The following is a 13165-nucleotide window of genomic DNA, read 5'->3' on the forward strand; positions in this document are numbered from 1 at the left end:
ATCCGCTGTTATGACTCACACCATCCGCATTGCAACACGAAAAAGTCCACTGGCCATGTGGCAAGCCGAATTTGTCGCAGCCAGCTTGCAGGCTGCTCATCCGGATCTCACCATCGAACTGGTACCTATGAGCACCAAAGGCGATAAGATCCTTGATACACCACTGGCGAAAGTCGGTGGCAAAGGTCTGTTCGTTAAAGAGCTGGAAGTCGCTATGCTTGAGGGCCGTGCCGATATCGCCGTGCACTCAATGAAAGATGTGCCCGTCGACTTTCCCGAAGGTTTGCTGCTCCACACCATCTGCGAACGGGAAGATCCCCGCGATGCCTTTGTCAGTAATCACTTCGCCAGTATCGACGAGCTGCCAGCAGGATCCGTGGTTGGCACCTCAAGCCTCCGTCGTCAGTGTCAATTGCGCAGCAAGCGTCCGGATCTGGTGATCAAAGATCTACGGGGCAATGTAAATACCCGCTTAGCCAAGCTGGATGCCGGCGAATATGACGCCATCATTCTGGCTACCGCAGGCTTATTACGTTTAGAGATGCCGCAGCGTATCCGAGCCAAACTCAGCCCCGAGCAGATCTTGCCCGCCGTCGGCCAGGGCGCCGTCGGTATTGAGTGTCGTGCCGATGATCTGCAAACACAAAGCCTACTGGCAGCATTGCAGCATGAAGCCACCACGGCAAGAGTGACGACAGAGCGCGCGATGAACCTGAGATTGCAAGGCGGTTGCCAGGTGCCGATCGGCAGCTATGCCGAGATCGTCGACCAGCAACTTTGGTTACGCGGTCTTGTCGGCCACCCAGACGGCTCAGTGATGTACACCGCTGAAGCCAGAGCGCCGATTGCTGATGCCGTCAGCTTAGGTCATCAGGTCGCCGATGACCTGCTGGCGCAAGGGGCTGATAAAGTACTGGCTGAGGTATACAACGACGCATGAGTGCTCCCGCTGGGATCCGAATGCTTATCACCCGACCGCAAGGGCGAGGAGAAGCGCTGCAAGCAAAAGCTGCAGCGCTTGGTTGTCAGTGCGAACTATTACCGCTGCTACAGATCTTGCCCGGCCCAGATATTAAAAATGCAGCGCAGCAACTCGCCAAGCTCTGTGCCGACGACAAGGTGATAGCCACCAGTCAATATGCTCTGTTCGCCTTGGCTGACACCGTAACCCACTGGCCATCCAGCGAAACGATTGCCATAGGTAACGCCACAGCCACTCACTGGCAGGCACTGGGAGTGAACCCCACCGTGCCCCAGCATGCAGACAGTGAAGGCATACTGATGCTGCCGTCGCTGCAGCCCAACGCTATCGCGGCTAAGCAAGTCGTCATCCTCAAAGGCGTAGGCGGGCGCACACTGCTAGAAGACGAATTAGCACAACGTGGTGCCATTGTGCACAGTTTTGACCTCTACCGACGCCAGCCCCATGACAACACCTCACGCTTGGCCGATATCTTAAAACAGAAAAGAATCAACACGCTATTAGCCACCAGCGCTGAGCTGGTCGAGTTAATCGACCAGGTAATCCCAGATAACTCAGCACAGAAACAAGCACTTACCCTACTAGTGCCGAGTAAACGCGTGAAAGAGATCGCACAATCGCTTAATTTTACTAATATTATCAATACTCAAGGCGCAAGTGATGATGCCGTCATCAGGGTATTGTCAGAAATGACCAACACAGGTAACGCCAATGGCTGAACAAGAGAATAATAAAAACATTCAACCCGATGCAGACACCTCATCCGCCAAGGCCGAATCAACGACGCCTTCACCGGCCAAAACAGAGCCGCAACCTAAGGCTGCCGCGGTCAGCAAAGCGGCTACCAATTCGCCGGCCAAGAGCCGACTCGCACAGCTGGCATTGCTACTGTCAGTGATCGCTATCGCCCTGCTACTGTTTATCAGCTATCACCTGTATCAACGAGGACACGACGCCGGTACTGATATCGCGGAACTCAAATCAAAAGCACTACAACAGCAACTGCAGCTAGATAAGATGCAGCCCCTCAACCAACTGTCCGCCAAGATCGGAGCATTAAAGCTGGATTGGGATGGCCGTTTTGAACGCCAATCGGTAGAGATGGATCGCCTCAGTAATACCTTATTGTCATTGGCAAGCCGTCAACCAAGTGATTGGCTGCTGGCAGAAACCAACTATCTGGTGCGCCTGGCTGGCCATAAACTGTGGTTAGAGCACGATGTCACCACGTCTCTGATGCTGTTACGGGAAGCGGATCAACGCCTAGCTGAATTGCAAGATCCCAGCTTAATCCCGCTGCGCGCAGATTTAGCCAAAGATATGGCAGCACTTAAAGCATTGCCGGATCTTGATCGCAGTGAGATAGCCTTGACCTTGAGTGCACTCACCAGTCAAGTGACTGAACTGCCTCTGAAAGGGGTTGTTCTTCCTGATCTAGATGAGGCCATAGCAGAAAACCGCCTCAGTCACTCACCTGAAGACTGGAAAGATAACCTAATCAAAACCTGGCATTCATTTGCAGATGATTTCATTACCATACGCAAACGCACGGACGATGTGGAACCGCTACTCGCACCGGATCAACGCTGGTATCTGCAGGAAAACCTGCGTGCCAAGCTGATGCTGGCGCAGCTTGCCCTGTTTCGCGAGCAGCAAGGTGTCTATCAAGACGCCCTAGCTACCGCCCATGAATGGATCAATACCTACTTCATCGATGACTCCGACTTAGGTAAGTCGATGCAGGCAGAGCTTCTGGCATTGCAAAAGCACAATATCGAGCCCAGCTATCCAGAAGACTTTATGGTTCGCCAACCTCTGGAGCGGATCTTGGAAAAACGCCTGAAGTCACTACTGCAGAGCGACGCGCCAGTACAGCAAGGCAAAGCCGTCGTCACGGAGCCACCACCCGTAGCCGTCAAGCCAACCGACGAAGCAGCGCCAGAAGAGTCCCCTGAAGCGCAAGCACAGCCTCAGCAGGAGATACCAGCCAACGAGGTACCGGCAGCTGACAGCGCAGATAAGGGCGAGCAGATATGAGCAAGCTGATCATTCTTATTGTCATTGCCGCAGCAGGGCTCATCCTGGGACCAGGGCTGGCTGGAAATAAGGGCTACGTCCTGTTCGCCCTAGGGCATACCACCATCGAAATGACGGCTGTGACGTTTAGCCTGTTATTAACCGTCGCGCTACTCAGTATCTGGCTGATTGAATGGCTGCTGAAGCGCACGATCAACGCTACCCGCCAAGCCCGTGAATTGATCTCCGGTCGCCGCCGACGTCAATCCCGTCAGTTTACCCGCAGTGGCCTGCTCGCCTTGATGAGCGGCGAATGGGCTAACGCCGAAAAACTGATGACCAAAGGCGCCAAAGGGGCTGCGCTGCCTGTCATTAACTATCTCGGTGCCGCAGAAGCCGCGCAGGCACAAAATTTAGTTGAGCGACGCGACGAATACCTTAAATTGGCACATAGAAAGCAGGGAGACAACCCGTTAGCCGTGGCTTTAACGCAGGCGAGGTTGCAGATCCAACAGGGTCAAAAAGAGCAGGCCTTAGCCACGTTAAGCAGTATTCAGCGCGAGTACCCAGATAGCCCCCACGCTGTCATGTTATTAAAGGATCTGTATCTACAGCTGGAAGATTGGGCGAACTTGCTGGATCTATTAACACCGTTACGACAATCAAAGCGTATGCCTAGTGCTGAGCTCGATGCCCTAGAACGACAGGCACAGCAGGGTTACTTTGCTCAGCTCGGTTCTCGTCAGAGTGGGCAAGGGTTGCAGGAACATTGGCAAAGCCTATCACGCAAGCTGCGCCACGATCCCACCATTACCGCCAGTTATGTCAGCCAAATGCTGCGCTGCGGCGAAGATGATGAAGTGCAGCCCATACTGATAAAGGCACTGCGCAAGCAGGTCGATGGCGCACTACTGGATCTGGTGGTCAAACTGAAAGCGGAGCCCGAAGCTCTGTTACTGGAAGCAAAGCATTGGCTAAAGGGTCAAACGGAGAATCCCCACTTGCTGGCAACACTGGGTCAACTCAGCCTAAAAGCGAAACGCCTGGAAGACGCAAAAACCTACCTTGAGAAATCGCTAAGACTGGCACCATCGACAACCGCCCATGTGGCACTGGCAGAGGTGCATGCGGCCAGTAATAACCCCGACCAAGCGCTGAAACATTATCGCCAAAGCAGTTTAGATCTAACCTAGGCAAATGAGTGAGTAGATAACAGATACAGGCCAACAGAAAGTTGGCCTGAGGTATGTGCTAGATAAACGCGTAGGCGTCACCGTATAGATGATCAGGGTGCAGCCCTTGACGAGCAAATGCGGCTCGCACAACACCGGCCATCTCAAATGGACCGGCCACATACACATCGTAACTGTCCAGGCTGACAAAATCCTCCAACACAGCTTCATGCACCTTGCCCTGCTTTCCCTGCCAACCCGATGGCGGGTTCTCTAACACCGGAATAAAGTGGAAATGCGGAGTTTGCTGCGCCCATTGCTGTGCTAACGGCGCCAAGTACAAGGAGCGCCGATCACGACCGCCCCAATAAAGATAAACCGGTTGTGATAGAGGCTGTTTCAGCAGTTCGCCAACAATAGAACGGGCATATGAGAAACCCGTGCCGCCGATCACCAAAATGATAGGACGTGCCAATGGTTGTCGCAGTTGCGCATCCCCCAACGGCAACTCCACCTGAATATCACGATTAACCTGCAGGAAGTGGATCACCTCCATCGCCTTGCCATCGCGGGTAGACGCGCCGATATGCAGCTCGATCACATTGTCACCGGGAACCGATGCAATAGAGAACGGGCGCTTGTCCCGCTCAGTAATGCATAACTGCAGATACTGACCTGCGGCAAACTCAACCGGCGTTTGGCAACGCAACTTCACCCGATAGACAAACTCGGTCAACGGCGTAACTGTCTCTACCTTACACTGCAGGATCTGCGACACTTTTTGAAACTCCTCACCTGAAAGCCGTCGGGACACATTGACCCCAACCAGTCTCTATATTCAGCCTATCTCTATCGTTAAATCGCTAGTCGGTGTCGCCAAGCAGGCATAACACCAACCCTCTTGCTGTTCTGCCACTGTTAGCATCGGCGCCATCCGAGGGTAGCACACGGTACCGGAAGTCACCCTGCATAAGCAACTGCCACAACCACCTTGACGGCAACGATGTGGCCAAGGCACAGGCGCAGCTAATGCTGCTTGCAGCAAGGTCTCGTCCCCATCGACGGTAAACTCATATTCACCGTCATTCACCTGCACCTGAAAAACCTGACTCACTTCAGGATATCCAGCTCATCCCATAGCGCATCGACTCGGCTCTTAACCGCTTCATCCATGGTGATCGGTTCGCCCCATTCACGGTCGGTTTCCCCTGCCCATTTATTGGTGGCATCAAGCCCCATTTTTGACCCTAAGCCTGCCACAGGGGAGGCAAAGTCGAGATAATCAATCGGCGTATGTTCCACAAAGGTGGTGTCACGCTTAGGATCCATCCGTGTGGTGATCGCCCAGATCACATCTTGCCAATCACGGGCATTGATATCGTCATCGCAAACAATCACAAACTTGGTATACATAAACTGACGTAGGAACGACCACACCCCCATCATGACTCGCTTGGCATGTCCCGGGTACTGTTTCTTGATCGTCACCACGGCCATACGATACGAGCAACCTTCCGGCGGCAGATAAAAATCGGTGATTTCGGGGTACTGCTTCTGCAAGATCGGTACAAACACTTCATTCAGTGCCACCCCTAATACTGCCGGTTCATCAGGCGGACGACCAGTATAGGTACTATGGTAGATTGGATTCTCACGCATGGTGACATGGGTAACAGTAAACACAGGGAAGCGCTCAACTTCGTTGTAGTAGCCGGTGTGATCGCCATAAGGCCCTTCATCCGCTTCTTCACCTGGTTCAATATAACCTTCAAGCACAATTTCAGCGTGCGCTGGCACCTCTAAATCACAGCTCAAACAACTCGCTACTTCGGTGTTACTGCCCCGGAGTAAACCGGCAAAAGCATACTCTGAAAGCGTGTCCGGTACCGGCGTAACCGCCCCCAGCGTTGTCGCAGGATCGGCGCCCAACGCCACTGCCACGGGGAATTTTTCACCAGGATGCGCTTGCTGCCATTCTTGAAAGTCTAACGCACCACCACGGTGGGATAACCAACGCATAATCAGCTTGTTGCGACCAAGCAGTTGCTGGCGGTAAATTCCCAGATTCTGACGTTTTTTAAGTGGTCCACGGGTGATGGTCAAACCCCAGGTCACTAATGGGGCAACATCTCCCGGCCAGCAATGCTGGATCGGCAACGCCGTCAAATCTACTTCATCACCGCTCATCACCACCTGCTGACACGGCGGGCGTTTAATCTTTTTGGTGGGCATATTTAACACCTGACGGAACGCAGGCAGCTTATCGATCAATTCACGGAAGCCTTTCGGTGGCTCAGGCTCCTTCAAGTAAGCCAATAACTTACCCACATCCCGTAACGATGCCACATCATCATGTCCCATCGCCAAAGCGACCCGCCGCGGCGTACCAAACAAGTTGGCCAACACCGGCACCTGATGCCCTTTCGGGTGTTCAAACAGCAACGCTGGCCCTTCTGCCCGCAGGGTACGATCGCAGATCTCGGTCATTTCCAGATAAGGGTCAATGGTTTGTGATACCCGCTTTAGCTCCCCCATCTCTTCAAGATGTGCGATAAATTCTCGTAAATCCCTATATTTCATCTGTTTGCTACCCAATCTTTGATTGACGTCATTATAACGATGACAGTGAACCATGCCATGCCCAAGCTCTCTTCCTCAGCACCTATACTTCAACAAGATATCTGCCGGAGTCGCCTATGCAACTCACCGCCGAACTGCTCTTGCTCCTATGCGCCATCAGCGCGCTGGTGATCGGCTCTGCCGTGCGGCAGATGCTGCATGGGAAAAAACTACCCTACACGGTGGCACTGATGTTGGTCGGCCTCCTACTTGGCGGGCTGGACCGCAGCGGTTTGTTGCGAGAGATCGATCCCGTCAGCAATCAAATGGTCAGCTACATCGCCACCATGGAACCGCACCTGATCCTCGCGCTGTTTCTGCCCATCTTAATCTTCGAATCAGCCTTCAATATGGAGCCACACTTATTTAAACGGCTATTTCCACAGATCAGTTTACTCGCCGTGCCTGGACTGATTATTGCCACCGTACTCACCGCTTGGGCCTGCCGCATGTTTTTGCCCTGGCAATGGAGTTGGACCGAAGCTCTACTATTTGGCGCGCTGATCAGTGCAACCGATCCGGTGGCGGTCGTTGCTCTCCTCAAGGAGCTTGGCGCACCAAAGCGCTTGGAAACACTGCTGGAAGGGGAGTCACTCCTCAACGACGGCACTGCCATTGTCATCTTCCTGCTATTCCTTGGGCTGTTGCAGCCGGGCGCCGCCATGAGCGGTATGACGCTGGTCGATTTTGTGGTGGTCGCCATCGGCGGAGGGGTACTCGGCTGGTTGATTGGCCGCCTATTTCTCATCTGGATGCGACGCTTACAGCAGGATCCATTGGCTCAGATCAGTCTCTCCGTCGTGTCCGCTTTTTTTTGCTACATGCTGGCGGAAGTAGTGCTCCACCTTTCCGGCGTCGTCGCCGTGGTAGCCTTAGGGCTCACCCTCGCCACCCACATCGCCCTTTGGCTACCGAACAAGGTGATACGGTTTCTTGATCAGTTCTGGCACCTATTGGCACATGTCGCCAATACGCTGGCATTCCTGCTGGTTGGCATCACCATCGCGGTCAATATTCCGTTAGACGACAAATTGTCTTGGGGACTGATCCCCTGGGTGTACTTAATCGTCATGTTAGTACGCACAATCACCGTTGCCCTGCTTTATCCCGTTCTAAAGAAAATGCCAGGGGGATTTCGCCTCGACAAAGCGATAGTACTGGTATGGGGTAGTCTACGGGGCGCTGTCGCTCTCGTACTCGCCTTAAGCCTGATGCATGCGCCGAGCTTAAGCGACGAACGTGGCCATCAGATCCTCTTCCTCACCGCAGGGGTGGTATCACTGACCCTACTTATCAATGCCGCCACCATGCGCCACCTTTGCCAATGGTTAAAGTTGGACCGATTATCACCCGCCAAACAAGCCGCCATGGACCATGCCTGCGGTTTGCTCAATCAAGCAACGCTAGCCAGCGCTGCCGAACTAAAGAATAACCCCCATCTACGCCTCAGTAACTGGCCTAGAATTGAGCAGCAATTGGGAATTCAACAGACTCACGAACTCGGCACTCCAACCGATCGGGAAGCCCTATTCCGTCAGTTATTGGAGGCCGAGCGCCAGCTCTATTGGCAACAGTATCACCAGGGCTATCTCAGCCGCAGTGCCCTGCATAAACTGCTCCAAGCGCTCGACTTGGCACTGGATGGCAAGCCGCAATTAAACCATCATCAAATTTTGGATCAGCTCACCAAACCGCCGCTTTGGCACCGCTTAATCAGTCAGTTACCGGGATGGCAAAACAATACCTTGGCACTGGGACAGCAGAGGCTGCGCCTGCAATATGGTATGGCACGGGGGTTTGTCCAAGCACAACAGGATCTGCAGATCCTGCTACCCACACTTTCGCCGCCCGCAGAGATAGCCAATGAAGCAATGCACTTACTCCATGAAAACCAACGTCAGCTTGAGTTCCGGCTCGCAGCATTAGAACAGCACTACCCCGCTTTATGTCGGGCATTACAAACCCATATCAGTCAACGTGTACTGCTCAACAATCGAGCTGAAACGATTGAAAAATTGGCCAGCCAAGGCTTGCTGGAAAGTGGGGAGAGAGAAAAGCTGCTTACCGACAACCAAATGAAAAAGGCGCAGTTACAGCACTTCAAACTGCCCTCACTGCATGAAAACCAGTTACAACAACTACAGCAATTAGAGTCTCTACAAAAATGGCCCATCGAACACCTGCAGTCACTACTCAGACATGGCCAGCACCGATTGATCGACGAAGGCGAGCTGCTGTTCAACGAAAAGAGCAGATCATGTTGGCTACTGTTGTTGGCCGGAACAGTGCAGGTTTTTGATACCGACAAAGGCCACATCACCGATATCAGTGCCAAGGGGGCGGGGGTGCAACTAGGTCAAGACCCAGCAACACCCACCCCTTGTACCAATCGCGCCAAAGCGATCTGTGCTGTTGAGGTACTGAGCTTTGATCAACAGCAATGGCAAGCCATGGCCAAAGAGTACCCGGTATTAATAAAAAGGCTGCTCAATCTACCAAAATAGAAGTAATTATCGTCGCGTCACTGGCATTACCGGCGGCTTGAATTATCTTTTCTTATGAGGTGGATAGGAGAGTATGAATGGACGACAAACTGTTATTCAGTGAAGAAGAAGTCGCGGTTCCCAGTAATCACGACGCACAACAGTTTTGGCATGTGTTAATCGCCGATGATGAACCGGCAGTGCATCAGATCACCACCATGGTGCTCGGCGGCATGGAAGTTCAAGGCCGACCTCTGAAGCTGATCAGCGCTTATACCGGTGAAGAAGCATTGCAAGTGATGGCAGAGCGAGAAGATATCGCACTGGCGTTACTTGATGTAGTGATGGAAACCCCCGATGCCGGTCTCAACTGCGCCCGCGTGATCCGTGAAGAGATGAAAAACAAATACACGCGCCTCGTTCTTAGAACCGGTCAGCCAGGGCAAGCTCCGGAAGAGCAAGTCATTCGAGACTATGACATCAACGATTACAAAGACAAGACCGAACTAACCTCCACCAAAATGAAAACGCTCGTCTACTCCACTATCCGCAGCTACCGCGACATCTGCACCGTCAATCAAAGTCGTAAAGGGTTACGCCGGGTTATCGACGCAATCAGTGAAGTCAATGAATCACACACGTTACGCACGCTCGCCTCGGCCATACTCGATCAGATCATCAACTTACTGGGTCTCCAGTCAGATGCGATCTGCTGCCGCCAACTCAGCGCTTACGCTGCCAGCGTACAGGAAGGCCACTACCATGTGCTGGCTACCAGTGGTGACATGGACAAATACAAGGATGTGCAATCCATTGACGAACTGCCTGCAGAAGTTGCCAATGCCTTTAAAAAAGCATCAGAAACACAGGGATCATTCGCTACCGAACACTACTACGTCTGCTACAAGCGCTCTCATATGGGGGCAGAAAACTTGCTCTATTTGGAGTATCCGGGAGATCTCACCGATCTCGACCAACAACTGCTGGAGATCTACGCCTCCAATGTTGGCCTTACCTACGAAAACCTGTTGATCCGGGAAGAGGTAGAGGATACCCAGAGGGAGCTTGTTTATATCCTAGGTGAGGCTGTTGAGGGGCGCTCAAAGGAGACCGGCGCCCATGTTAAACGGGTTGCCAAAATCAGCCATTTTCTCGCACTCAGCTATGGCTTAGACGAAGAATCGGCAGACTTAATCAAGTATGCATCGCCCCTGCATGACATCGGCAAGATCGGTATCGCCGACAGTATTCTCAATAAGCCAGGCAAACTGGACGATGTGGAATGGCAAACCATGCAGACCCACGCCAATTTTGGTGAAACCCTGCTGGCACGTTCCGGCAAGCGAATACTTAAGCTCGCCTCAGTGATCGCCGGGCAGCATCATGAACGTTGGGATGGCACAGGTTACCCAAGAGGGTTAGCGGGAGAAGAGATCGACGTAGCCGCCAGGATCACTGCCGTGGCCGACGTGTTAGACGCCTTGGCCAGCCAACGTTGTTATAAAGAGGCATGGTCATACGACAAAATTGTCGATCTGATGCAAAGAGAGCGTGGTAAACAGTTTGAACCACGCCTTGTTGACCTATTGATAGCGAACTTCGAACAGATTAAGGCGATCCGGACACGTTACCCGGATTAAGCCTATAAACACCAGCGAAGAGATTACGCCCCGCGACGGCGCAACTGCGGAAGCAACAAACCAAACAGAGCCAAACTGGCAAGCAGAGGGGTTGCTGGTGCATCCACGTCAATCAAACGCACATTGTCGATCAAACCACCCAGAGAGTTGCTGATACCGCCCGCACTTAACTCAAGGTCGTAAGCACCTTGTTGCAACCAAATCTTATAACTCACCGTTTGCCAGCCTTGCTGGGAACGCTTTGTTTCGTTGAAGCTGGCCAAATCAGGGCTCAACGGCAGCAAGCCAACATTGATGATGTTGTCATTTGGCCTATTGGTCCGTGCCGCATAACTGAAGCTCAACTCAAACAAACTTGCTTGCTCAACCTGTACCGTCTGCTGCATAGCAGAATTGTTGTAACTATCGAGTTCAACGACCCAAGGGTTATCATCCTCAGGGTTGCTGTTGGTGTAGAGATGATATTTACCCACTTCAATGCCGGATCCTGCCGTCGTTTGCCAGCCAATCAACGACTGATAAACAGACCAACTGCGTGTGGGTGTTTGTTCAAACTGATCAAAACTGCCATTTACAATCAAGTTTGCCGAGGCCAAAGGCGCCCATAGCAATGCCAAGAAAGAGACCACAAAAGAGGTTTTCAACATCGGGGTTCCCTACTACAGATCGCCGAATGACGACGATAACAACTGAGAATACCGGTGCAGTATATCAGCTAACACTCAAACAATTAGCAACTCTGTACATTTGATAAACAAAAACCCGCCAATATGGCGGGTTTTCTATGCTAAAAAAACCGTGTCAGACTATGACTTTTGCTTCTTCATCGCATCAAAGAACTCATTGTTAGTTTTGGTCATGGCCAACTTATCAATCAAGAATTCCATACCATCACTTTCATTCATAGGATGAACGATTTTACGCAAAATCCACATCTTCTGCAGTTCATCCGGTGCCGTCAGCAGCTCTTCACGGCGGGTACCAGAACGATTGATGTTGATAGCTGGATAAACACGTTTTTCAGCAATCTTACGATCCAGGTGAACTTCAGAGTTACCAGTTCCCTTGAACTCTTCGTAGATCACTTCATCCATCTTCGAGCCGGTATCGATTAGCGCAGTAGCGATGATCGTCAAGCTACCACCCTCTTCAACATTACGCGCCGCACCAAAGAAACGCTTCGGACGATGCAAGGCGTTGGCATCAACACCACCGGTAAGTACTTTACCGGAGCTAGGGATCACAGTGTTGTAAGCCCGTGCCAGACGGGTAATGGAATCAAGTAAGATCACCACATCTTTCTTATGCTCAACCAGACGTTTGGCTTTCTCGATCACCATTTCGGCCACTTGAACGTGACGGCTTGCTGGTTCATCGAAGGTAGAAGCAACCACTTCTCCTTGTACCAAACGCTGCATCTCTGTGACTTCTTCTGGGCGTTCATCAATCAACAACACCATCAATACACACTCAGGGTGATTGTAGGCAATTGACTGCGCCAAGTTCTGCAACAGCATAGTTTTACCGGCTTTAGGTGGTGCAACCACCAAACCGCGTTGGCCTTTACCGATGGGGCAAGCCAGATCCAGCACTCGTGCGGTGATATCTTCGGTCGAACCGTTTCCTCGCTCCAAACGCAGGCGTTCGTTAGCGTGCAGTGGCGTGAGGTTTTCAAAAAGGATTTTACTGCGGGCGTTTTCCGGTCTGTCGAAGTTCACTTCATTGACTTTCAACAGTGCAAAATAGCGTTCGCCATCTTTGGGCGGGCGAATTTTTCCGGCAATGGTGTCACCAGTACGCAGATTAAAGCGGCGGATCTGACTCGGCGATACATAGATATCGTCCGGTCCGGCCAAGTATGAGCTATCAGCGCTGCGAAGGAAGCCAAAACCATCCTGCAAAATCTCAAGAGCCCCTCCACCAAAGATATCCTCGCCACTTTTCGCATGGGCTTTAAGAATTGCGAAGATGATGTCCTGTTTGCGAGCACGAGCCAGATTATCTAGCTTCATCGACTCTGCGATGGCAACGAGTTCTGAGATGGGTTTGTTCTTTAATTCAGTTAGATTCATATCGGTGGGTTTCTTGAATGGTGGGTATTAAGCACGCAGAATGCGTGGCTGAACCCTGGATATTCCCGAGAATATTTAATGTTAAAAAGGATTTATATTGAAAATTGGTCAGGAAATGCTCAAAGCAGGATCAGATTAGCAGCTTAAATTAGGGGCGTCCACTAAATGCGGCGGAATTCCC

11 protein-coding genes are annotated in these 13165 nt (G+C 52.0%); 6 read left to right on the plus strand and 5 right to left on the minus strand.

Annotated features, from left to right (window positions below; genetic code table 11):
* The first annotated feature begins 10 nt into the window (after positions 1 to 10).
* Genes hemC through EXY25_RS16905 form a run of 4 tightly spaced genes read left to right on the plus strand, consistent with a single transcriptional unit; the run spans position 11 to position 4191 of the window.
* Complete coding sequence (gene hemC, locus EXY25_RS16890) at positions 11 to 940, plus strand: hydroxymethylbilane synthase (RefSeq protein WP_114339359.1); 930 nt, start codon at positions 11 to 13, stop codon at positions 938 to 940.
* A complete protein-coding gene (locus EXY25_RS16895; protein WP_130567786.1) occupies positions 937 to 1701 on the plus strand; it encodes a uroporphyrinogen-III synthase in 765 nt (254 codons plus the stop codon). The genes hemC and EXY25_RS16895 overlap by 4 nt, the downstream gene beginning before the upstream one ends.
* Entirely contained in the window at positions 1694 to 3019 is a 1326-nt protein-coding gene (locus EXY25_RS16900; RefSeq protein ID WP_130567787.1) for a uroporphyrinogen-III C-methyltransferase, read from the plus strand. The genes EXY25_RS16895 and EXY25_RS16900 overlap by 8 nt, the downstream gene beginning before the upstream one ends.
* Positions 3016 to 4191: a heme biosynthesis HemY N-terminal domain-containing protein gene (locus EXY25_RS16905; RefSeq protein ID WP_130567788.1), complete on the plus strand. Its 1176-nt coding sequence runs from the start codon at positions 3016 to 3018 to the stop codon at positions 4189 to 4191. The genes EXY25_RS16900 and EXY25_RS16905 overlap by 4 nt, the downstream gene beginning before the upstream one ends.
* 58 nt (positions 4192 to 4249) lie before the next feature.
* Here the strand turns inward: EXY25_RS16905 and fre are convergent, their stop codons facing one another.
* The 3 genes from fre to ubiD are packed head-to-tail and all read right to left on the minus strand — an operon-like array spanning position 4250 to position 6750.
* The gene (fre, locus tag EXY25_RS16910) at positions 4250 to 4948 is read right to left on the minus strand and encodes an NAD(P)H-flavin reductase (protein WP_199405260.1); all 699 of its coding nucleotides are present in this window, start codon (positions 4946 to 4948) and stop codon (positions 4250 to 4252) included.
* Between the two features lie 60 nt (positions 4949 to 5008).
* Entirely contained in the window at positions 5009 to 5284 is a 276-nt protein-coding gene (locus EXY25_RS16915; protein WP_207232190.1) for a 2Fe-2S iron-sulfur cluster-binding protein, read from the minus strand.
* A complete protein-coding gene (gene ubiD / locus EXY25_RS16920) occupies positions 5281 to 6750 on the minus strand; it encodes a 4-hydroxy-3-polyprenylbenzoate decarboxylase (protein ID WP_130567789.1) in 1470 nt (489 codons plus the stop codon). The genes EXY25_RS16915 and ubiD overlap by 4 nt, the downstream gene beginning before the upstream one ends.
* A gap of 116 nt (positions 6751 to 6866) precedes the next feature.
* Here ubiD and EXY25_RS16925 point away from each other — a divergent pair, with 116 nt between their 5' ends.
* Positions 6867 to 9293, plus strand: a complete 2427-nt coding sequence (locus tag EXY25_RS16925; protein WP_130567790.1) for a cation:proton antiporter domain-containing protein — start codon at positions 6867 to 6869, stop codon at positions 9291 to 9293.
* A gap of 77 nt (positions 9294 to 9370) precedes the next feature.
* On the plus strand, positions 9371 to 10912 hold the full coding sequence (locus tag EXY25_RS16930; protein ID WP_130567791.1) for a DUF3369 domain-containing protein: 1542 nt from the start codon (positions 9371 to 9373) through the stop codon (positions 10910 to 10912).
* A gap of 23 nt (positions 10913 to 10935) precedes the next feature.
* Here EXY25_RS16930 and EXY25_RS16935 read toward each other — a convergent pair whose 3' ends face one another.
* On the minus strand, positions 10936 to 11559 hold the full coding sequence (locus EXY25_RS16935) for a DUF642 domain-containing protein (RefSeq protein WP_114339353.1): 624 nt from the start codon (positions 11557 to 11559) through the stop codon (positions 10936 to 10938).
* 159 nt (positions 11560 to 11718) lie between these two features.
* Positions 11719 to 12984, minus strand: coding sequence for a transcription termination factor Rho (gene rho / locus EXY25_RS16940; RefSeq protein ID WP_114339352.1), 1266 nt, complete (start codon positions 12982 to 12984; stop codon positions 11719 to 11721).
* Positions 12985 to 13165: the final 181 nt, after the last annotated feature.

Source organism: Corallincola spongiicola (genome assembly GCF_004284785.1).
Taxonomy (GTDB): Bacteria; Pseudomonadota; Gammaproteobacteria; order Enterobacterales; family Neiellaceae; genus Corallincola; species Corallincola holothuriorum.